Source organism: Roseivirga spongicola (genome assembly GCF_034376045.1).
Lineage (GTDB): Bacteria > Bacteroidota > Bacteroidia > Cytophagales > Cyclobacteriaceae > Roseivirga > Roseivirga spongicola.
The window spans coordinates 1,841,596-1,863,332 of the sequence record NZ_CP139724.1 but is presented as its reverse complement, the minus strand read 5'-3'; the positions used below and the strand labels follow the sequence as shown (position 1 = coordinate 1,863,332).

The 21,737-nt window shown below is 40.6% G+C and carries 17 protein-coding genes; 9 read left to right on the top strand and 8 right to left on the bottom strand.

Translation table 11 applies throughout. The features are described 5' to 3' along the window. Positions 1-19 precede the first annotated feature (19 nt). Entirely contained in the window at positions 20-847 is an 828-nt protein-coding gene (locus T7867_RS08200; RefSeq protein WP_322300072.1) for a hypothetical protein, read from the top strand. Between the two features lie 85 nt (positions 848-932). Here the strand turns inward: T7867_RS08200 and T7867_RS08195 are convergent, their stop codons facing one another. Further along, a complete protein-coding gene (locus T7867_RS08195; protein WP_068217908.1) occupies positions 933-1,124 on the bottom strand; it encodes a cold-shock protein in 192 nt (63 codons plus the stop codon). Positions 1,125-1,197: 73 nt separating this feature from the next. Here T7867_RS08195 and T7867_RS08190 point away from each other — a divergent pair, with 73 nt between their 5' ends. Next, a complete protein-coding gene (locus T7867_RS08190) occupies positions 1,198-1,695 on the top strand; it encodes a SixA phosphatase family protein (RefSeq protein WP_273514287.1) in 498 nt (165 codons plus the stop codon). A 292-nt stretch (positions 1,696-1,987) separates the two neighbouring features. Here T7867_RS08190 and hslU read toward each other — a convergent pair whose 3' ends face one another. Genes hslU through lon form a run of 3 tightly spaced genes read right to left on the bottom strand, consistent with a single transcriptional unit; the run spans position 1,988 to position 6,911 of the window. Beyond that, a complete protein-coding gene (gene hslU / locus T7867_RS08185; RefSeq protein WP_068217900.1) occupies positions 1,988-3,385 on the bottom strand; it encodes an ATP-dependent protease ATPase subunit HslU in 1,398 nt (465 codons plus the stop codon). Continuing rightward, positions 3,378-4,418 (bottom strand): type IX secretion system protein PorQ, encoded by a 1,041-nt coding sequence (gene porQ / locus T7867_RS08180; RefSeq protein ID WP_273514288.1) that lies wholly within the window; start codon positions 4,416-4,418, stop codon positions 3,378-3,380. The genes hslU and porQ overlap by 8 nt, the downstream gene beginning before the upstream one ends. Positions 4,419-4,448: 30 nt before the next feature. Next, positions 4,449-6,911, bottom strand: a complete 2,463-nt coding sequence (gene lon / locus T7867_RS08175) for an endopeptidase La (RefSeq protein WP_245660214.1) — start codon at positions 6,909-6,911, stop codon at positions 4,449-4,451. Positions 6,912-7,077: 166 nt separating this feature from the next. Here lon and T7867_RS08170 point away from each other — a divergent pair, with 166 nt between their 5' ends. After that, positions 7,078-9,087, top strand: coding sequence for an OmpA family protein (locus T7867_RS08170; RefSeq protein WP_322300071.1), 2,010 nt, complete (start codon positions 7,078-7,080; stop codon positions 9,085-9,087). A 1-nt stretch (position 9,088) separates the two neighbouring features. Here T7867_RS08170 and rseP read toward each other — a convergent pair whose 3' ends face one another. Beyond that, positions 9,089-10,390 (bottom strand): RIP metalloprotease RseP, encoded by a 1,302-nt coding sequence (rseP, locus tag T7867_RS08165; RefSeq protein WP_322300070.1) that lies wholly within the window; start codon positions 10,388-10,390, stop codon positions 9,089-9,091. Then, positions 10,390-11,550, bottom strand: coding sequence for a 1-deoxy-D-xylulose-5-phosphate reductoisomerase (locus tag T7867_RS08160; protein ID WP_068217880.1), 1,161 nt, complete (start codon positions 11,548-11,550; stop codon positions 10,390-10,392). The genes rseP and T7867_RS08160 overlap by 1 nt, the downstream gene beginning before the upstream one ends. A 226-nt stretch (positions 11,551-11,776) precedes the next feature. Between T7867_RS08160 and T7867_RS08155 the strand changes: the two genes are divergently transcribed. Beyond that, on the top strand, positions 11,777-13,312 hold the full coding sequence (locus T7867_RS08155; RefSeq protein ID WP_068217876.1) for a S1C family serine protease: 1,536 nt from the start codon (positions 11,777-11,779) through the stop codon (positions 13,310-13,312). A 64-nt stretch (positions 13,313-13,376) separates the two neighbouring features. Here the strand turns inward: T7867_RS08155 and T7867_RS08150 are convergent, their stop codons facing one another. Further along, the gene (locus tag T7867_RS08150) at positions 13,377-14,252 is read right to left on the bottom strand and encodes an AraC family transcriptional regulator (RefSeq protein WP_068217873.1); all 876 of its coding nucleotides are present in this window, start codon (positions 14,250-14,252) and stop codon (positions 13,377-13,379) included. A gap of 224 nt (positions 14,253-14,476) precedes the next feature. On the opposite strand from T7867_RS08150, the gene T7867_RS08145 reads away from it, so the two are divergent. After that, positions 14,477-15,070, top strand: coding sequence for a hypothetical protein (locus T7867_RS08145; RefSeq protein ID WP_068217870.1), 594 nt, complete (start codon positions 14,477-14,479; stop codon positions 15,068-15,070). A gap of 51 nt (positions 15,071-15,121) precedes the next feature. On the opposite strand, the gene dnaA is transcribed toward T7867_RS08145, so the two are convergent. Beyond that, a complete protein-coding gene (gene dnaA, locus T7867_RS08140; protein WP_068217867.1) occupies positions 15,122-16,546 on the bottom strand; it encodes a chromosomal replication initiator protein DnaA in 1,425 nt (474 codons plus the stop codon). A gap of 257 nt (positions 16,547-16,803) precedes the next feature. Here dnaA and T7867_RS08135 point away from each other — a divergent pair, with 257 nt between their 5' ends. The 4 genes from T7867_RS08135 to T7867_RS08120 all read left to right on the top strand — a co-directional run bounded on the left by T7867_RS08135 (position 16,804) and on the right by T7867_RS08120 (position 21,646). Then, a complete protein-coding gene (locus T7867_RS08135) occupies positions 16,804-17,940 on the top strand; it encodes a methylmalonyl-CoA mutase family protein (RefSeq protein WP_322300069.1) in 1,137 nt (378 codons plus the stop codon). Next, a complete protein-coding gene (scpA, locus tag T7867_RS08130; protein ID WP_322300068.1) occupies positions 17,937-20,048 on the top strand; it encodes a methylmalonyl-CoA mutase in 2,112 nt (703 codons plus the stop codon). Before T7867_RS08135 ends, scpA begins: the two co-directional genes overlap by 4 nt. Then, the gene (locus T7867_RS08125) at positions 20,045-20,446 is read left to right on the top strand and encodes an NUDIX hydrolase (protein WP_288340790.1); all 402 of its coding nucleotides are present in this window, start codon (positions 20,045-20,047) and stop codon (positions 20,444-20,446) included. Before scpA ends, T7867_RS08125 begins: the two co-directional genes overlap by 4 nt. A gap of 72 nt (positions 20,447-20,518) precedes the next feature. Continuing rightward, a complete protein-coding gene (locus T7867_RS08120; RefSeq protein ID WP_322300067.1) occupies positions 20,519-21,646 on the top strand; it encodes a hypothetical protein in 1,128 nt (375 codons plus the stop codon). The last annotated feature ends 91 nt before the right edge of the window (positions 21,647-21,737 follow it).

The following is a 21,737-nucleotide window of genomic DNA, read 5'->3' as shown; positions in this document are numbered from 1 at the left end:
TAAAAAAACCTTTTTAGTCATGAAAACATTTAGCAAAAAGCTTTTTTCCGCTTTAATAGCTTGCTTGATAGTATTTTCAAGCTGCTCTGAAGATAATGGGGAGTCTAATCCAACAGCTCCCCAACTTCCTCCCCAACAATCTATGTCTGCCAATATGGGAGGTTTTCCGTCAAATGGAGAAGGTTCTATGGCCAACAGTGGTGAAGCAAGAACTCACTTCAATTTTGCCGCAGGTAATGTATTATTCTGGCAAACGCTTCTTAATGTACAGCTAGCCATACCAGTTGCTGCATTTCAAGAGGCATTCAATCATTCATTTGAATATCTTAACTCTGATGGTATATGGAAATCAGAATATGATGTTTCTGTAGCTAATAAGAGCATAACAGCCACACTTTATGCTGACAGATCTGGAAACCAGATAGAGTGGGAAATGTACCTTTCCTTACCTGGAGAGTTCGACAACTTCCTTTGGTTTAGCGGAGAATCAAACCTAGATAATTCTGGAGGAACTTGGGTGTTGTACAGAAGCCCTTCTGAACCTAGAGCCGCCTTACAAATAGATTGGCAGAAGGAAAACGATGCTGTTATCAGGTCAACTTATACATTGATAGATACTCAGGCTGATAAGTCGGGAAGCTTCATAGAATATGGATTGAGTTCTGAAGCAGCCTTTACTCATTATTATGAGGTATCAGTAAAGAGCGAGAGCTCGGAAGACTATGAAGCATTAATTTACTATAACCAAGAAACTAGAATCGGTAGCGTTACTTCGGTTTCTTACTTTGGAGACAATGGCAAAAGGTGCTGGAATAGCAGCTTTGAAAATACCGATTGCCAAAACTAACCTTCCCTTACTACCTTAAAACAAGAACCCCTGACTAGACAAGTCTAGTCAGGGGTTGGTAATCAAAAATCTATAATTCTTTTAACTATATTTTCTTGACATTCACGGCATTAACGCCTCTTCTGCCTTCTTCAGTTTCGAACTCAACTTTGTCGTTCTTGTCGATGGCATCTACTGTACCAGACACGTGAACGAAGACATCTTTTCCAGTTTCATCGTCAACGATAAAGCCAAAGCCTTTGTCTTCGTTGAAGAATTTTACGGTACCTGTTTTCATTGTAACTTGTAATAAATAAATTAATTAATGGGTCAAAGCTAGTAATTAGTTTGACTCTGCCTACAAAATGTTGATGAAAAGACTGTTAATTGTTCGTCATGCCAAGTCAAGCTGGGACTTTCCGCATCTGTCTGATTTTGAGCGCCCTTTGAATAACAGAGGCAAAAGAGATGTGCCAGACATGGCCAGAAGGTTCTGGGAAACAGCCATAGAACCGCAACAGCTCATTTCTTCTCCTGCCACTAGGGCTTTAACCACGGCTCATGGTTTTGCCGATCAACTAGGTATAAAGCAGGAAAATGTAATTGAAGATGAAAGGTATTATCATGCTTCTAGTAGAGAGCTACAGTCATTAATTCATCAGGTAAATGATGATTTAGATTGCATCATGATTTTTGGGCACAACCCAGGATTAACCGATTTAATTAATGATTTAAGTGGTTTTGAACTAGATAATTTACCCACGTGTGCTATTTGCGGAATAGATTTCCCTGTAGACTCTTGGAGTAAAGCAAGCCCTAGAACTGGGAAGAAATTTTATTATGATTTTCCTAAATCTAAAAAGAAATAAAGAGGAAAGATGAAAGTACAGCAAACGCACAACCCTTTAAAATCAGTTAACCTTACTTTTCCAATCTTAGCATTCGGTTTAATAGCTGGTTTTTGTGCATTTAAAATTATTACTGGACATCAACACATGGAAAGTTGGAGGTTGATTTGTTTCGCAATCGGAGGATCGATCTTATTTGCCTCTTCAGTCTTTCTAATTTTCTTTCAGATAAAACATCTAAGAAAAAAGACCGCCAACTCTTATAAGAACTGGCGGCCTTAAACTTACTGTGTCTTCGGTCTTCAGACTTCAGTTACAAAATAAACTCGCTCAAGTCCTTATTCTGCACTAGACCATTCAACCTTTCCTGAACCATTTCTTTGGTCACTACTACCTTAGCATTAGGTGGAATTTGTTCTGGAATATCAAAGAGGATGTCATTCAACAGCCTACTCATTACCGTGTGAAGTCTTCTGGCACCAATATTTTCAACCTCCTCATTAATATGGAAGGCAATTCTAGCAATCTCTTGTAGGGCTTCATCTGTATATTCTAAGCTCACGTCTTCCGAGCCAATCAAAGCCATGTACTGCTTGGTAAGTGCATTCTTAGGCTCCTTCAAAATCTGATAAAAATGCTCTTGAGTTAAACTATTCAATTCAACTCTGATCGGGAATCTACCTTGAAGTTCAGGTATAAGGTCAGAAGGCTTTGCTACATGAAAAGCCCCAGCAGCAATAAAGAGAATGTGATCTGTATTGATTACCCCATACTTGGTATTCACTGCACTGCCCTCAACAATTGGAAGTAAATCTCTCTGCACACCTTCTCGGCTTACGTCAGGCCCACTGCCTCCACCTTTTTTGGAAGATCCAGCGATTTTATCAACCTCATCGATAAATATCATTCCAGTGTTTTCAGCCTTCTTAATGGCTTCATCCTTCACCTCATCCATATCGATAAGCTTGGAGCTCTCTTCCTCTAAGAGAAGCTTCTTGGCCTCTTCAATGGTCACCTTACGCTTCTTGCTGCGCTTTGGCAACATATTCTGAAGCATGTCTTGTAGGTTAATCATGGAAGCTTCGTCCATGCCTCCACCAACCATACCCAGACCATTGGCCTGCGGTGCCTGAATTGAAATTTCTATTTTTCGATCATCAATTTCACCAGAACGAATCTTTTCTCTGAACCGCTCTCTAGTTCTTTCATTCAGTTCAGCATCGGTCATTTTCTCTGCCTCTTCAATCTCACCATTAGGCTGAGTCACTGAAGGACGAGAATTTCTTACTGGCGGAATAAGTGCATCGAGAATAATGTCTTCAACAGCTTGTTCAGCCTTTACCTTAACCTCTGCCTTTTTGGTTTGCTTAACCAGTTTCACCGACTGCTCAACCAGGTCACGAACCATGCTTTCCACATCTCTACCCACGTAGCCTACTTCGGTAAACTTAGAGGCTTCCACTTTGGTAAAAGGAGCATCCGCAATTTTGGCTAATCGTCTGGCAATTTCTGTTTTACCAACCCCAGTAGCACCAATCATCAGTATGTTATTCGGAACAATTTCGCGCTGCATATCGCTTTTCACGTGCATTCTTCTCCACCTATTCCTTAGCGCAATGGCCACATTTTTTTTAGCCTCATTTTGGCCAATAATATATTTATCAAGCTCCGCCACAATTTGACGAGGCGTTAGAAATTTCTGATCAATCATTTGTTTTCTTTTTAATTAATCCGTTCAAATCCATATTGATTTGAAGTGTATTGCTGCCACCTGCAGCATGATAAAGTGCCCTACTAAAGGCGAATTCGAACCTTTTGGTTCGGAACATAAAGCCAAAGGAAAAACCAGCCCCTCCATTAACTCCATTTTGATTCTTTAGCTCTTGCCTTATTAAATGGTTGTAGCCAAAGCGCGCCTGAAAATTGGGTGAAAGCAACAACTCTGCCCCAAACACCAGCCTTCTGAATAACTCTTCGGAAAAGCCCGGTTCGTTGTCTTCATCGCCCAGTATAGTATTACTGGAAGCATCATAATAAACTACGCCTGCGCGGTTTAAGTTGCGCGCTGCCAAAGAAAACCTAAACGGCATAAACTCTGGTTTATAGCTTAGCCCCAATTGAACATCTAGCGGCAATTGACTATTGTTCCCATCTAGATAATCAGACATCAAAAAGCCCAAATTTCTTACCAAGAACCCAACCGTAAAGTCTCTTTCAGGGTGCTTGAAGGTTCCACCCAAATCTAATAGCAACGCACTAGCTTGATAAGAAGCGAGATCAGAGGCGGCTACTTTTAAATTAACCCCTACAGAAAAGGGGCCGAATTGCTGTGAGTTCCCAATTGAAACCACATATTCATGGACTTTAAAATCACCATTTAAAAAGCCGTCTTCATCGTAGCTTTCTACTTCTCCATAATTGAGGTAGCCAACGTTTAAAGACCAAGTTCCATAATTTTCGAAGGTTCTAACATAACTCACAGAAGTGTTGGCTATATCAGAAAAGTATCCCAAACGGGAAACCACCAACCTATTATGCATCTCCTTATCTAGAAAGGCAGGGTTATAAATGGCTTGGGCGGCATCTTCCCATCCAGAAGTAAGGTTAACACCCCCCAAAGCAGACAATCTAGCATTAGAAGGTAAATTGAGATATTCAAAGGCACGTGTTCCTCCCAACTGAGCCATTGCCCATTGAGGAGCAATAGAAAGTAAAGCTAAAAGAAGGAACAGGCGTTTATTCATATCGATTGATTAACGCAAAATACGCCTTTCTCAGTCTTCTAATACAAATTGCATTGGTTTAGTAACTTTCTGATCTAGCAAAGCTATTTCTAGCACCTCTTCGGCTTTTTCTACAAAATGAAAGCTAAGCCCTGCAATGTACTGCTCACCAATTTCATCAATGTCTTTTTGATTTCTCTCAGAAAGAATGATTTCCTTGACTCCAGCCCTTTTTGCTGCCAAAATCTTTTCTTTTACTCCACCAACCGGAAGCACATTTCCTTTCAGAGTAATCTCACCGGTCATAGCAATTTTATTTTTCACCTTTCTTTGGGTGAACAAAGAAGCCAATGCAGTAAGCATGGTAATACCCGCACTTGGACCATCTTTAGGCACTGCTCCGGCAGGAATGTGAACGTGTAAGTCGTACTTCTCAAAAACGCGGTAATCAATACCCAAATCTTCAGCATTAGATTTAAGGTAAGAAATGGCCGCCATGGCCGACTCCTTCATCACATCTCCCAATTGCCCTGAAAGAATAAGTTTGCCTTTTCCTCTGCTCAAGCTAGATTCAATAAATAAAATCTCACCCCCAACAGCAGTCCAAGCTAAGCCCGTAACCACTCCGGCAGACTTATTATCTTGATAAATTTCCTTATCAAAACGCTTCCCTCCGAGTACCTTTTCTATAAACTCAGGGGTAGCCTTCTTAGGATATTCTTCTTCCATTGCCACAGATTTGGCCACGGAGCGAACTACTGAGCCAACCACTCGTTCCAAACTTCTCACACCACTTTCGCGCGTGTAGCCTTCAATAAGGAACTGAAGGGATTTTTTATCGAAGTTGAAATCTTTGGCCTTTAAGCCGTGTTCCTTCTTCTGCTTAGGAATTAAGTGCCTTTTGGCAATTTCCATCTTCTCTTCAATGGTATAACCACTCACTTCAATAATCTCCATCCTATCTCTCAAAGCAGGCTGAATGGTATCTAATGAATTAGCAGTAGCAATGAAAAGCACCTTTGATAGGTCGTATTCTACCTCGAGGTAGTTATCTACAAACTCTGCATTCTGCTCAGGATCCAATACTTCTAGCAATGCAGAAGAAGGATCTCCTCTAAAGTTTGAATTGACCTTATCTATTTCGTCTAATACAAAAACAGGGTTGCTGTATTTTGATTTCTTGATGTTCTGGATCACCTTACCCGGCATTGCACCTACGTAAGTTTTTCTGTGACCACGAATCTCAGCTTCATCATGAACGCCACCAAGTGACATCCTGACATATTGTCTACCTAGTGCTTTGGCAATTGATCTACCCAAGGAGGTTTTTCCAACACCTGGAGGGCCATACAAACAAAGAATTGGCCCTTTCAAATCGTTCTTCAATTTAAGAACTGCTAGGTATTCCAAAATACGATCTTTCACCTTCTCCAGACCGAAGTGATCGTTATCCAACACCTTCTTAGCCTTCTTCAGGTCAAGGTCATCTTCAGAATATTCTTGCCATGGCAAATCAACCATCATCTCAGCATAATTCATGGCAATTGGGTACTCCGCTGCCATGTGATTCATGCGTAGAATTTTGTCTAATTCTTTGTTAAAGTGCTTACCTATTTTTTCTGGCCAAACCTTCTTTTTACCTCTTTCTCTTAGGGCTTCAACTTCACGCTCAGGACCATCTTCGCCCAACTCGTTTTGAAGCACTTTCATTTGCTGGCGCAAGAAGTAATCGCGCTGTTGCTGATCTATATCGGAATGTACCTTATTCTGAATTTCACTCTTTAATTCCAGCATTTGCATTTCCTTCATCAGGTATTGCAAAAGCTTAGTAGCACGTTCTATTCCGTCATTAATTTCCAGTAAAACCTGCTTCTCCTTAGCCTCAGCATTGATATTTGAAGAAAGAAAGTGCACCAAGAAACTTGGCTTCTCTATGTTTTCTAGGGCTACCTGAGCCTCTTTCGGAATTTCAGGGTTAAGCGCCATTATCCTATTGGCCGAATCTCTTATGGACTGAATGATAGCCTTTACCTCCTTACTCTGGCGCTTAGGAAAGTTCTCATTAAGATACTCTACCTTTGCTTTGAGAACTGGGCTTTCAGATACTAACTCTTTTACCTCAAAACGTTGCTTACCCTGCACGATGATGGTTGTATTACCATCGGGCAGAACCAACATTTTCACCACTTTGGCAACCGTCCCTACGCTAAAGAGGTCAGTACTTTTTGGGTCATCTACCTTAGGATTCTTTTGAGTAAGAATACCTATTATTTTATCGCCCTTATAGGCTTGTTTAACTACTCTTATAGATTTTTGACGACCAACAGTAATTGGTATCAAAACACCTGGAAACAGTACAGTATTTCTAACGGCAAGAATTGGTAATTCATCAGGCAAGTTCATGCCTTCTGTAGATTCATCCTCATCTGGGGCTATCATTTGAATTAGCTCCTCTCCGTCTTCCGTCATTTCAGCAGCAAGAATGTTTCCTATCATTTGTCGGTCTATCTTCATAATCAGATGTCAACATGACACGTTGTGTCATAGAATTAAAGGGCATACCCAAATTGCAAGCGCTATGCCAAAGCAGCTTTTGGCAGTATACAGCCTTTTGATTGTTCTAAAATGCTACGTATCTTACATATAAATACTTTCGCCAACACTCGACTAAGGTTCCATTATGATTAAACGAGGTTCTATTCTTGTACTCGTTTTATTCTGCTTTACCCCTTTAGCAGTTAATGGGCAATTCTTCGGTAAAAAAAAGAAGCGCAAAACAGAAAAGGTTGAGCTTAGCTCAGACTCCGTAAGCATTGACATCACCAATCTAGTTTTCAAAAACATCAATGGCGACCCAGTATACTATGATAAAAAGCTTCAATCGAAAATTGAAGAGTTAGATAAAGCCCAGAAATGGGAAGAACTCTACCCACTACTCACTGAATACGTGTCTAACTTCGGCACACAGAATTTTGCCCATCAAACTTATTATCTCTGGCGGCTGGCCAAACTCACAGAAATTTTCGGGTCTCCAGCACAAGCTAAACCGCTCTATGCTCTTGTACTAAAGCACCACAGAAAAGGCTTGAACATTTCTGAAGTACTCGCTAGATACGACTCGCTAGACGGAAACAAAAAACAATATTTTGTGCCACTAGACTATTATTACGACTTAGTTGAATTTAGAAGGCAAGTTGACACGTTGATTCCACCAAGGGGAGTTTTAACTACCATGGGACCTATGGTCAATTCAGACCATGAAGATTATGCTCCTATGGTGTCTAAAGGAGACTCTTTGCTAATTTTCACTTCAAAGCGGAACAGTGTTAATACGGGCATTAACAAATACATTAACGAAGACATTTTCATTACCAGCCTACAGAATAACAATTGGGGAAAGGCCGAAATGTTCGAGCGTATTAACTCCAGATACAATGAAGGATCTGGCTATCTAACCAGAAGTGGAACTGAGTTATTCTTCTCTAGATGCGAATCTCCCGAAGGCTTTGGCAATTGCGATCTTTACTATTCGCAGCTTCAAGGAGATACTCTTTGGACCGAACCTGAAAACCTCGGAGAAACAGTAAACTCTGATGGCTGGGATTCTCACCCTACGCTGAATGTTACTGAAGACACACTCTATTTCTCTTCAGACAGGAGAGGTGGTTTTGGGCTAGCAGACATTTACTACTCGGTAAAAAGAGGAAAGGGAAAATGGAGCAAAGCCATGAATTTAGGCCCAATTGTAAATACAAGACTTAATGAGGTAAGTCCGTTTTTCCATCCACAGCACAATGTGCTCTATTTTAGCTCGAATGGTCACTTATTAAACTTCGGTGATTACGACATATATAAAAGCTACAAAATTGAAGGCGCTTGGTCCGAGCCTGTCAATATTGGACCGCTTGTGAATGGAAAGGGCACTGAGTTTTACTTCTCCATAGATAACAAATCTGAATACATTTATTATGCTCGGTCTGAAGAGGAGAGCATGAAAAATCTAGATCTATATTCTTTTCCACTGCCAATGGAAGGACAGCCCTTGGCCACCACTCGGTTTACTGGAAAAATACAGACCCTAACGGGTAAAATTCCTCAAAATGCGGTGGTATCCATTATAGATTTAGATGAAGGAGTGGAAGTAGCACCCAAGTTTGCCAGAGAAGACGGCACCTTCGAATTCGACCTTATCAATAATAGAAATTACCTACTCATTGTTCAGGGTGATGATATTTTCAGACTGGAAAAGCTATTCTTTCTAGATGGAGATATGGAATATACCGGAATTGTTGAAAGAGTGGCCAGCACCATTGAGTTTGCCTCATTAGAATTTAAAAACGGAAGTGCTGAAATTCTTCCAGAAATGCACACTGACCTTCAGAAGGTGATTGACTTTCTAATAGATCACCCAACTTTTAATCTAAACATTTCTGGCCATACAGATTCTAGCGGTAATGCACTGCTCAACCTGAAGCTTTCTCAGCAGCGAGCAGATGCTATCAAGCGCTACATTTCAAATACTGGAAATATTGAAGAAAGCAGAATCTTTGCGATTGGTTACGGAAGTGAAAAACCGATTGTGAAGGAAGAAAAAACCGATGAAGACCGTAAACTAAATAGGCGAGTCGAGTTTGAAATATACCGCGACCCGCCTAAAAAAGAAGATTTGAGTTCTACTGGGAATTATTGATTTATATTCCGAATAGCTTTAAAATATCGTTTCCGAAAACAAAGACCATTAAGCCTAAGAGTATTACCATACCTACTTTCTGAGCACCTTCTAAGAATTTATCAGACGGAGCATTACCAGAAATCATTTCATATAGTAAGAACACTACGTGGCCACCATCTAGCGCTGGAATTGGCAGCAAGTTCATAAAGGCCAGAATCATTGAAATAAAACCTGTTGTATACCAGAACTGGTTCCAGTCCCAGGTTTTAGGGAACATGTTTACAATACCGATTGGCCCGCTCAATGAACGCGGATTTACATCTCCACCAAACATTCTACCTAAGGCTTTCGCGTTCAAAATCACCGCGTTAAATGCTTTGCTAGTTCCTCTAGGTATGGCTTCACCTATAGTGTAATCATCTCTTTGATAAGGGTTGGTCAAAACAAAACCAATCTGACCTCTCTCATCTACAGGCAAATCATATTCAAATGATTGTCCATTTCTCAAAATTTCAAAAGTAGCTGTCTCCCCAACAAGTGCTTCTAACTTCACTCTTAGGTCACTCAAGAAAAGAACTTCTTCTCCATTCACACCCACAATCCTATCTCCTTTTTCTAAAGGAATATCAAACCCATCTTGTAAGCCTTCCACTTCAATAGCCCTTCTAGGCTCAATGAAGTTCAGCTCAAATGTTTCATCATTCAGCTTGTTGATAAAACCATCTGGCACAGGAAGATCAAATACTTCTCCATTTCTTTCTACAGTCCAGTAAGCATTGGATGCCAAAAGCGTTTCACCACTCCAGATATCAGAAACTCTGTCGTAATCTTCGCCATTAACTTTCAAGATTTTGTCTCCCGTTTCAAAGCCAGCTTCTTGAGCTATCTCTCCTGCAATAATGCCCTCTTGCTTGGTTAGATCTGCTGGCAAGTAGGTTTCGCCCAAATTATAGGTAAGAATAATAAAGGCAATTACACCTGCAATTACATTCACTATAATTCCGCCTAGCATTACAATAAGTCTTTGCCAAGCTGGCTTAGAGCGAAACTCCCACGGCTGTGGTGGCTGAGCCATTTGCTCTTTATCCATAGACTCATCAATCATTCCTGAGATTTTCACAAAACCTCCTAAAGGAATGGCACCAAGTCCGTATTCTGTTTCACCTTTCTTAAATGAGAAGAGGGTTGGCGGGAAACCAATGAAAAACTTCTCCACCTTCATTCCAAACATTTTGGCTGTGAGCATATGCCCGCCTTCATGTATCCCTACTAATATTGATAGTGCCAGCAATAGCTGAGCTACTTGAACTATGGTTTCCATTAAATATTAAATGCTTTTGCTAATTCTCTAGTTTGTTTGTCCGAGAGGACGTAATCATCATACGAAGGCTTTTCAATAAAAGATACCTTTTGCATGCATTCTGCAATCAAGTCAGACATTTCCAAAAAGCCAATTTCGTCATTTAAAAACTTCTCAACTGCTACCTCATTGGCGGCATTGAGAATACAAGGCATATTACCACCTTTATTCATGGCATCGAATGCCAACTGTAAATTTCTGAAGGTTTTAGTATCTGACTGCTCAAAGGTTAACTCAGGATAATCTAAAAAGTTGAACCTTGGAAAATCAGACTTCAACCTCTCAGGATAACCCAAGGCGTATTGAATTGGCAGCTTCATATCTGGCAAACCCATCTGAGCCTTCATGCTTCCATCTTCAAACTGCACCAATGAGTGAATTATAGATTGTGGATGCACAATCACCTCAATCTGATCATGCCTCAGGCCGAAAAGCCACTTGGCTTCAATCACCTCAAGACCTTTGTTCATTAAGCTTGCTGAATCGATAGTGATCTTAGCTCCCATTTCCCAGTTAGGGTGTTTGAGTGCTTGAGCCTTAGTAACATTAGCCAATTCCTCTCTGGTCTTCCCTCTAAAAGGGCCACCAGATGCAGTAAGGATAATTTTTTCAATCGGGTTATGAAATTCGCCCACTAGGCACTGAAATATTGCCGAGTGCTCAGAGTCTACTGGGTAAATATTCACCGCTTTCTGTTGTGCTAAGCGAGTAATTAAATCACCCGCCACCACCAAAGTCTCTTTGTTGGCTAAGGCAATGTGCTTACCAGCTTCAATAGCAGCAATAGTAGGCTTTAGCCCAGCATAACCCACCAAGGCAGTTAGTACCATGTGTACCGACTCCATCTGAACTACAGAACAGAGTGCTTTGGCACCAGCATATACCTTTATATCTAAAGAGTCGAGGGCATTGAAAACTTTATCATAAAGGTCATCATTACCAATAACAACCACATTAGGCTTAAAAGCCTGCGCTTGTTGAATCAGTAAATCCGCATTATTTCCAGCCGTCAGTACTTCAACTTCAAACTTATCTCTATGAGCGCTAATTACCTCTAGGGCTTGTGTACCAATGGAGCCAGTTGAACCCAATATGGCGATGTGTTTTTTCTCTGAAGTCAAGGAGAAGAATTTTATCTTATAGTTTTATGCTGCCTTCATTTGGTCTAAAGACTTTAGCAGCCCTGCAAATTTAGACCTTTTTCAAAGTGTACCAAACCTGATTGAAAACCAGCAAACACCAACCCTTATCTGATGGTTATTCCTTTAACCTTAATTAACAGCAACCTGAAATCCTTACAGTGACGGGTGCGTATTTTTGATTGTTATGGCATAAAAAACTTACAAAATGTCAGCTTCATTGGCCTTGTATGTTTTTTGTGAATTGAAGCGAGAGAAAGGAAAAAACATTATGAAAAATAACTTCAAAATTATTCTGATTGCCTTCCTAAGTGGTTTAGGAGGAGCATTTCTGTATCAACAGATTATACAGACCAATGAAGTAACAGAAGTAATTCGTGAGGTTCCCACTTACCAACAGGTAAGTAATAACACTATGGATTACGAGCCCAGATACTCAGATAGGGCTGCACTTCCGGTAGACTTCAGAAGCGCGGCAGAAAAGAGTGTACACAGTGTGGTATATATTAAAAATCTTCAGCGCGGAAGAAGAAGCACTTCATTCATGGACTTCTTCTACGGAAGAGAGTCTACATCTAGTGAGGTAGCAGTAGGTAGTGGCTCGGGAGTCATCTATTCCGAAGACGGATACATAATTACCAACAACCATGTTATTAAAGGAGCTGATGAAATTGAGGTTCAGCATGAAAAAAGAACCTACAGAGCCGTTTTAGTTGGAACCGACCCTGATATGGACATTGCTGTTCTAAAAATTGACGCTAAAAATCTTCCTGCTGTAGACATTGCTAGAAGTAGTTCAGTAAAAGTGGGTGATTGGGTTTTAGCAGTGGGTAATCCATTCAACCTAACCTCTACTGTCACCGCAGGTATTGTAAGTGCACTAGGTGGCGATGCTAATGCAGTGCGAGAAAACTTCCCAATTGAGCAATACATTCAAACTGATGCTGCCATTAACCCAGGTAACTCTGGTGGTGCTTTAGTAGATATTAATGGAGACTTGATTGGCATCAACACTTCTATTATTTCTAGAACTGGGTCTTACGCTGGTTATGGGTTTGCAGTACCATCAGACATTGTGGTAAAGATTGTTGAGGACCTAAAAAAGTATAAGGTGGTTCAGAAAGCCTTTACTGGTGCCGAAGTGCTAGATATTGATGAAGACTTAGCAGACAGAGTAGGCACAAGAAACTTAAAAGGTGTGCTGATCGAAAATATTAGAAGAGACGGTGCTGCCGATGATGCAGGCTTAAGATCTGGAGATATTATTAGAAAAGTGGACAACAAGACTGTTGGCAGCAAATCTAGCTTTGAAGAGGTTATCTCTGCTAAGTCACCTGGAGATAAAGTTGCTGTTCAGTACGAAAGAAGCGGAAAGCTGTATGAGACTGACATGGTGCTTGAAAATGTATATGGCGACACTGAAATTCTTGGTGCAGACGCTCTATCTAAAGAAGATTTCTACTTCTCTAATTATTTGGGAGCAGAATTAAGAAGGCTTACCACCTCAGAGAAAGAAAGTTTACGAGCCAGAACGGGGGTTGTAGTTTCAAAGATTGATAAAGAAAAAGGCTTTATGAGAAGATTAGACCTTAATGAGGGGGATGTAATTCTTGCCATCAATAGAAGAGGCGCACAAGACCCTGAAGCCGTAGCCAAGTATATTCAAAACTACTATGGCAGAATCTACTTCGAGATAATCGACAACAGTGGAAATCAGAGAACATTGACTTATAGGTTTCAATAAGTCATAGCAATCAAAAAAACCCTGATCATAAATTATGGTCAGGCTTTTTTATATGGTTAAGAATCTACCCTTCGACAATTATATTCTTAAACTCCTTTCTATAGGCCGAGGGGCTTTTGCCAGTAAACTCCTTAAAGGATTTATTAAAGTGAGAGAAGTTATTAAAACCACTCTCAAAACTAACTTCAGTGATTTGTAGAGAGGTTTCGGCTAGGAGTTTTGAGGCATGAACCACCCTATATTCATTCACGAATTTGGTAAAGGTCTTTCTAGAAATCTTCTTGAAGTATCTACAGAAGGCAGGAACCGTCATGTTTACTTCTTCAGCAATTTCATCGAGTGAAATATGTTCTTTATAGTGCTTTCTCACATAACCATAAACTTCATTCATTCTGTCATTATCCTTTGCATCTACCGTCATGGCCACACCATCTGCATTGAGCACCGTATATTCTTTCGAAAGATAAAGCTCCTGAAGGATGTTAATAAGTCCCATTAGTCTACCAAACTGATCTTTATGAGCAAGATCCTCAATCTTTTTCCCTACCTCTTCTTTGGTGCCACCATGAAAAGCCAATCCCTTTTTAGAAAGCTCCAAGAGCTTTTTTATGCCATTCATTTCAGGTATTTCAAAGAATGTATCTCCTAAAAAGTCTTGCCTGAATTGAACAACCGTTTCAGAGCTATTCCCTGTAAGTCTATCAGTAAAACCGTAGTGAGGTAGGTTCGCACCCATTAACACCAAGTCACCATCATTGAAGTAAGACATGTGCCTACCAATATGACGCTTTCCTGTTCCTCCCTTCACATAGATAAGTTCAACCTCTGGATGAAAATGCCAGTTGGCCAAAGTATTCTCACAAGACTGATTATACTGCCGAACCAAAAAGCTACTCCCAAAAGCTGGGTTAATCTGTTCTAAAGATGGTTTGTTTGGCATAGACGTACTCGTTTCCTAAATAACTATACAAAATTACTCAATAGCCCTTCAAGCAATATATGCTAATTTAACTCTTTTATGTGCTAAAATCACAATACCCTGATTTCAAAACATTCATTAGGTTAATTTAGAACATAAACACACCAATCTGGCAGTAGTCTAGCCCAGCTCAGCGCTATACCTTTGTAATCGTAATTGGTTTAAAACTGAAAACAATTAGCAAAATGAAGACAATAAATAAAGTAATGTTGACAATTGTAATGGTTATGATTTCAACAATTGCCATAGCTAATGAGAGACCAACTGTTAAGGTAAAGAGTGTAGAAGCGAAAACCATAGCAGTATTGGCTACTGGTTATGGAGAGGTAAAAACAGATATCACGCTTAAAAGCGGAAACGGTAGAGTTTTCTATAGAGAAACTGTAAAAGGTGGTGAAAACTATGCTAAAAGACTAGATATGTCGGAAATGCCGAACGGTGAATACACCTTAGAAATAGAGAACAAAAATTCTTTCACGGCCATTCCAGTAAAGCTAGAGCTAAACACTGCAGTAGTTAATTCTAAAGATGAAGTCACTATTGTAAAACCAACCCTTAATGTTGTAGGAGATAAGCTCAACGTAGCTTTTGCTGACCAAAACACTGAAGAAGTTTGGGTTTCAATCTTTGACAACAACTCAAACAGGTTGGCATATGAAAAAGTATCTACCGAAAACAGGAAAAGATTCGACCTTTCTAGATTAGAAAAGGGCGACTATACAGTTCTCATGTTTACAAAAGGGAAGAAATTCATACAATCAGTATCTCTAGAGAAATAATCGAAGAGATTTTTAAAACGAAGAAGGGGCTCAAGAGCCCCTTTTTTTGTCTTAAACCATTTTCATTTTCATCTTCTTCTTGAGTTCCTCAATGGCCTGGCCAAACTTCTGGTCTATGTCCATCATGTCACTCACCGATTGCACAGCATGAATGACTGTACTGTGGTCCCTGCCTCCAAAGTGGTAACCAATAGATTTTAATGAATGATTGGTGTATTCTTTACAAAGATACATGGCCACCTGACGGGCAATTACAATTTCCTTCTTACGGGTCTTATCCTTTAGGTCTTCAACACTAATCTGGAAGTACTCTCCTACCGTTTTCTGAATGTAATCTACGCCAACTTCAGACTCAATATCATGAACAATATTCTTAAGCGTCTGCTTGGCCAACTCTAAATTAATGTCTGTCTTATTCAGTGTGGCATGTGCAATTAAGGAAATTAACACACCTTCTAGCTCACGAACATTGGTATCTACGGAATAAGCCAAATACTCAACTACATCATCCGGAATATAGATTCCGTCCGACTGCATTTTACGCATGATGATAGCCATTCTTGTTTCGAAGTCTGGCATCTGAAGATCGGCCGTCAGTCCCCACTTAAATCTAGAAAGCAATCTGTCTTGCAGTCCTTTCAAATCTCTAGGAGCTCTGTCGGAAGACATGATGATTTGCTTGCCGTTCTGGTGTAAGTGATTGAAGATATGGAAGAACATCTCCTGTGTTTTTTCCTTTCCAGAAAAGAACTGCACATCATCAATAATCAAAGTATCTACCTGAAGGTAATAATTGGTAAAACTTTGAATGCTGTTATTCTTAATAGCATCAGTGAATTGCGTGGTGAACTTCTCTGAAGAAACATATAAAACGAAGTTTCCAGAAGTAGCCTCACTTACCTTATTTCCTATGGCTTGCACCAAGTGGGTTTTTCCCAAACCAACACCACCGTATATCATCAATGGGTTAAAGGAAGTTATACCCGGCTTTTCTGCCACAGCAATACCAGCCGATCGAGCTAGCCTGTTGCAGTCTCCTTCTATATAATTGTCAAAACTGTAGTTTGGGTTAAGATTGGAATATCTTGAGTTTTTATCCAAAGAAGGCATTTCGAATGGATTTACCACCTCTTGCTTACCATTGGCATTATCCCAACTATTGTTTTTATGCTGTCTCTGGTTTGGTAGAGTCACTGAGTATGCCTGATTCTGCATACTTCCACTATCCACAATAACCGAATACTCTAGTTTACCCCCAGGTCCTAATTGATTTTGTATACACTGCCTCAACAAGTGCACATAATGCTCTTCTAAGTATTCATAGAAAAACTGACTTGGAACCTGAATAGTGAGGGTTTCTTGGTTTAAACTCAATGGTCTTATAGGCTCAAACCATGTCCTAAAGCTCTGATCGCCAACCTGTCCTCGAATAAAATCGAGGCAATCATCCCATACCGAAGTTTCGCTTTTTACCATCAACAATTCAAACTTATGACCCTCATTTTCTTTTGAAGGGGAACAAAATTGAAAAAAAACAGACAGAATGGAAAGCTGATTAGAGCTTTGGGCGGAAAATAGTTTTCCCCACTAATCCACATGTTATCCACATTCCGTTTTGTTAATAACTGACACTGAGATAGTCATCGTACAATTCCTATCCACAAAATCACCCATCAGAAAATTTTAGTCCGCTAGCTTAAAAAACGTATTTTCGCACAAGTAAAGTGTGATATATGAGTAGTGGATTATTTCAAGAATTTGAAAAACAAACTGCTGAAGATTGGACGGAAAAACTTCGAGGCGACCTACGCGGGCAACCAGTAGAGTCGTTATTGTGGAAAACCCAAGGAATCTCTGGCAGGCCTTTTTATACGGCAGAAAACCTTGACTTCGAACCATTTAATTACAGCCGCTTCAGTGATGAGCCCACCCTTTTTGGCGATCGCTATTGGGTCAATTATCAACCAATTGTGGTTGAAGATGACAAAGCAGCGAACCAAAAGGCTTTGGGTGCATTAGAAAATGGCGCAACCGGAATAGTCTTTCAGCTTTCTGCAGCACCAGACTGGAGCTTACTGCTAAAAGATATCCAGCCTGCTTACTGCAGTCTGTCTTTTGTTTTGTCAGAAGCAATTCAAACAGCAGATTTCATAACCTCTTACGATCAATATTTAAGTAAGGCAGATGTAGATATAGAGAAGGTATCAGGCTTCATTTCAACAGCTCATTCTACGTTGGCCTCCATAGGGAAGCTCAAGTCTTTAGAGGTTGCCGTTGTTAAAGAAGAAAACGCAGCCCTGTCACTAGCGCTAACTTTAGCTGAACTTATTGAAAAGGTAGATCAGCTAACCAGCAATGGGGCTCAGGTAGAAGATTGTGTCAGCAACACTTTTTTTAGACAGACAATTTCAAACGATTTCTTTATAGAAATTGCCAAACACAGAGCTCTGAGAAAGCTTGCCGAATCGATTATTTCAGCCTACGGAATTAATGAACCATCGGTACAAATCATTAGCCAAGCTGGCCCTTGGACCGCAGAAATTGACGACCCACATAGTTTTATGCTACATGCTACTACCCAAGCCATGTCGGCCATAATAGGAGGAACAGACGGGTTGATCGTTCAGCCATTCTATAACATCTTCCCAGAAAAGCATTCTCTGGCAGAAAGAATAGCCAGAAATATCTCTTCCATTCTGAGCGAAGAGTCTTACCTCAATAAAATGGTAGATCCTGCCGCTGGCTCTTATTATATAGAAGAGCTAACTCACACTTTATATAATGATGCACTGACTCTTCTACAAAAAATTGAAGACAATGGCGGATTGAGCAAAACGGATGTAGAACAGTTGAAAAGTGAAGCCCAATGAGACCGGATTTAAATAACATTAAGCCAACCCAACAATCTGCTAAATCTACTGAAGTGTGGAAGTCTGCCGAAGGAATTGACATTCCTTCGAGCTTAGAAGGCATTGAACTCAAGTCCATTGAACACCTTGGCTTTGGAGCAGGGGTTCCGCCCTATTTGAGAGGGCCATATAGCTCCATGTATACCGTTAGACCTTGGACAATCCGCCAGTATGCTGGTTTTTCTACAGCTGAAGAATCAAACGCATTCTACCGAAGAAACCTCGCTGCTGGACAGAAAGGACTTTCTGTAGCCTTCGATTTAGCCACTCACCGTGGTTACGATTCAGACCATCAAAGGGTAGTGGGCGATGTAGGAAAAGCCGGTGTAGCCATCGACTCCATTTTAGATATGGAAGTCCTTTTCGACCAAATTCCACTAGATAAGATGTCTGTTTCCATGACCATGAATGGTGCGGTAATTCCGATTATGGCATTCTACATTGTGGCTGCCGAAGAACAAGGCGTGAGTAAAGACAAACTTTCAGGCACCATTCAGAATGATATTTTGAAGGAGTTTATGGTGAGGAATACCTACATCTACCCTCCCCTGCCTTCTATGAGAATTATTGGAGATATTTTCGAATACACCTCCAAGAACATGCCTAAATTCAACTCTATCAGCATTTCTGGCTATCACATGCAAGAAGCTGGAGCAACTGCAGATTTAGAGTTGGCTTATACTTTGGCTGATGGTCTTGAGTATTTGAGAACAGGTATTGAAGCAGGCTTAGATGTAGACGACTTCGCTCCAAGACTTTCATTTTTCTGGGCTGTTGGCATGAATCACTTCATGGAAATAGCCAAAATGAGAGCAGGCCGATTGCTTTGGGCAAAAATTGTGAAGCAATTCAACCCAAAAAATTCTAAGTCTATGGCTTTGAGAACGCATAGCCAAACTTCTGGCTGGTCGCTAACGGAGCAAGACCCTTTCAATAACGTAGCCAGAACTTGTGTGGAAGCCTTAGCCGCAGCCATGGGCCATACGCAATCGCTACACACCAATGCGTTAGATGAAGCCATTGCTTTACCAACAGATTTCTCCGCAAGAATTGCTAGAAACACCCAAATCTACTTGCAGAAGGAAACTGGAATTACAAGAGTAATTGACCCTTGGGGCGGCTCTTACCATGTTGAATATTTGACAGATCAGCTAGTGAAGAAAGCTTGGGCACTGATTGAAGAAGTAGAAGAAATGGGCGGAATGGCCAAAGCCATTGAGCAAGGTCTTCCAAAGATGAGAATTGAAGAGGCTGCCGCTAGAAAGCAAGCTAGAATTGATTCGGGAAAAGACACCATTGTGGGCGTAAACAAATATGCGGTAGATGAGAAAACCGATATTGAACTACTTGAAGTAGACAATACTGCTGTTCTAAAATCTCAAATTGCTCGCCTTGAGAAATTGAGAAAAGAACGCAACTCTGATGAGGTAGAAGCCGCACTTTCAGCCATTACCCAATGTGCGGAGACAGGTGAAGGCAACTTATTAGAGTTAGCAGTAGAAGCCGCCAGAAAAAGAGCTTCGCTTGGAGAAATCTCTATGGCCATGGAAAAAGTATTCGGCCGACATAAAGCTGTAACACAAACCATTTCGGGCGTATATTCGAGTGAAGTGAAAGAAAACGAAGACTTTATTAAGGCCAGAGACTTGGCAGATAAGTTTGCTGAATTAGACGGCAGAAGACCAAGAATCATGGTGGCCAAAATGGGGCAGGACGGGCACGATAGAGGTGCCAAAGTAATTGCTACCAGCTTTGCCGACATGGGCTTTGATGTAGACATAGGGCCACTTTTTCAAACTCCTGCCGAAGCAGCCATGCAAGCTGCTGAGAACGATGTGCATATTATAGGCGCCTCTAGTTTGGCCGCAGGCCATAAGACTTTAGTTCCTCAGCTAATTGAAGAACTCAAGAAAATAGGCAGAGAAGATATTATGGTAATTGCTGGTGGAGTAATTCCTCCGAATGACTATGACTTCCTTTTTGAATCTGGTGTTTCGTTTGTTTTCGGTCCGGGAACTGTCATTGCTAAAGCGGCTCAGGAAATTCTTGAGAAACTAATTGAGGAATGAGCCGAATAATTGATAAGCTAGCCTGGATAGAAATAGTTGACGGAAAGATTTTGGTAGCTCGCTCCATTGGCAAGAATGTATTTTACATTCCTGGAGGTAAGCGAGAACCAGGAGAGAATGATGATGAAGCGCTGTTGAGGGAGATAGATGAGGAACTTTCTGTAGCGCTTCTTCCAGCTTCTTTAGAGCACTTCGGAACTTTCGAAGCGCAAGCTCACGGTCAACCTCTTGGCGTTCAAGTGCAAATGACTTGCTATTGGGCCAAATACACAGGAACTATAAAGCCTGCGGCCGAAATTGAAGAAGTAAGATGGCTCAATTATAAAGACAAACCATTGGTCTCTTTTGTAGACAGAATTATCTTTGATGAGCTTCAGAAGAAGGGGCTCTTGAGCTAAATATTGACGCTTCCATTTTCAAGTATCACAAATAAAGGATTTCTTTGTTGCTAGCATCGGAATTTGGGTTTTATGCAGATATCAGAAGTCAAAAAAAAGGATCAGGAAAAAGCATTTCTAGACGTAGCTAGGGCGCTATACAAAAACGATCCAGAGTGGGTTTGTCCACTGGATTCCGATATTGACGCAGTTTTCGATCCTTCCAAAAACACTTTCTACCAACACGGTGAAGCCACTCGCTGGATTCTTAAAAACGATCAAGGCTCAGTTATTGGCAGAATAGCCGCCTTCATCAATGAAAAGAAGGCCAATTATGGCGACAAGAGAATTGGAGGTATAGGCTTTTTTGAGTGCATTGATGATTCAGCAGCAGCCAACTTAATGTTCGATACGGCCGTTGAGTGGCTAAAAGAAAGAAAAGTAACTACCGTTGATGGCCCTATTAACTTTGGCGAGAACGATCAGTACTGGGGACTTTTGGTAGAAGGTTTTACTCAACCATCTTACGGAATGGCTTATAACCATCCTTATTACCAAAAGATGTTTGAAGACTATGGCTTTTACGTAAAGATGGAGCAAATAACCAATGAGTTTAACCTTGAAAAAGGTTTAAGCCCTAGGTTTGTAAAAATTGCAGAATACGTAATCAAACGTAGACCAAACCTGACCACAAAGCCATTCGATCCGTCTAAAATCGATCAGTTTGCTGAAGATTTTATGGACATCTATAATTCGGCTTGGGCAGAGTTCGAAAACTTCACGCCTATCAAGAAGGATTACGTGATAGAGACATTCAGAAAAATTAAGCCAATTGTTGACCCTGGTGTTATTCAATTCGCTTATGTGAACGATGAACCTGCCGCCTTCGTGATGTGTCTTCCTGATGTGAATCAAATCTTCAAGAAATTCAATGGCAAACTTAACCTTTGGAATAAGCTTCGTTTCCTGTACCTGAAAAAAACGAATTTCATTACTCGCGTTAGAGTGGTAGTAATGGGCAGTAAGCCAAAATTCCAGAATATGGGGCTGGAGTCTGTGTTGACCTATCGTGCTTTTCAGCATACCATTAACAACACCAACGTAAAAGACATTGAACTTTCATGGGTGGGAGATTTTAACGATAAAATGCTGGCCATTCACAAAGGCTTAGGTGCCGAACCATCTAAGAAGCATATTACCTATAGGTTGGAATTGAACTAACTACTAGCGATTCCTTAGTCCCTTTAGGGACAGAATATTGGTAAAATCTCCTAGCAAACTCTTTCGTTTGTGCCTTTAGGTACAAAACATC

What these genes read in the sequence shown, in the direction of transcription:
- T7867_RS08200 (WP_322300072.1), top strand. Translation starts at nt 20, where the DNA reads ATGAAAACATTTAGCAAAAAGCTTTTTTCCGCTTTAATAGCTTGCTTG.
- T7867_RS08195 (WP_068217908.1), bottom strand. Translation starts at nt 1,124, where the DNA reads ATGAAAACAGGTACCGTAAAATTCTTCAACGAAGACAAAGGCTTTGGC.
- T7867_RS08190 (WP_273514287.1), top strand. Translation starts at nt 1,198, where the DNA reads ATGAAAAGACTGTTAATTGTTCGTCATGCCAAGTCAAGCTGGGACTTT.
- hslU (WP_068217900.1), bottom strand. Translation starts at nt 3,385, where the DNA reads ATGATTGATCAGAAATTTCTAACGCCTCGTCAAATTGTGGCGGAGCTT.
- porQ (WP_273514288.1), bottom strand. Translation starts at nt 4,418, where the DNA reads ATGAATAAACGCCTGTTCCTTCTTTTAGCTTTACTTTCTATTGCTCCT.
- lon (WP_245660214.1), bottom strand. Translation starts at nt 6,911, where the DNA reads ATGAAGATAGACCGACAAATGATAGGAAACATTCTTGCTGCTGAAATG.
- T7867_RS08170 (WP_322300071.1), top strand. Translation starts at nt 7,078, where the DNA reads ATGATTAAACGAGGTTCTATTCTTGTACTCGTTTTATTCTGCTTTACC.
- rseP (WP_322300070.1), bottom strand. Translation starts at nt 10,390, where the DNA reads ATGGAAACCATAGTTCAAGTAGCTCAGCTATTGCTGGCACTATCAATA.
- T7867_RS08155 (WP_068217876.1), top strand. Translation starts at nt 11,777, where the DNA reads ATGTCAGCTTCATTGGCCTTGTATGTTTTTTGTGAATTGAAGCGAGAG.
- T7867_RS08150 (WP_068217873.1), bottom strand. Translation starts at nt 14,252, where the DNA reads ATGCCAAACAAACCATCTTTAGAACAGATTAACCCAGCTTTTGGGAGT.
- T7867_RS08145 (WP_068217870.1), top strand. Translation starts at nt 14,477, where the DNA reads ATGAAGACAATAAATAAAGTAATGTTGACAATTGTAATGGTTATGATT.
- dnaA (WP_068217867.1), bottom strand. Translation starts at nt 16,546, where the DNA reads ATGGTAAAAAGCGAAACTTCGGTATGGGATGATTGCCTCGATTTTATT.
- T7867_RS08135 (WP_322300069.1), top strand. Translation starts at nt 16,804, where the DNA reads ATGAGTAGTGGATTATTTCAAGAATTTGAAAAACAAACTGCTGAAGAT.
- scpA (WP_322300068.1), top strand. Translation starts at nt 17,937, where the DNA reads ATGAGACCGGATTTAAATAACATTAAGCCAACCCAACAATCTGCTAAA.
- T7867_RS08125 (WP_288340790.1), top strand. Translation starts at nt 20,045, where the DNA reads ATGAGCCGAATAATTGATAAGCTAGCCTGGATAGAAATAGTTGACGGA.
- T7867_RS08120 (WP_322300067.1), top strand. Translation starts at nt 20,519, where the DNA reads ATGCAGATATCAGAAGTCAAAAAAAAGGATCAGGAAAAAGCATTTCTA.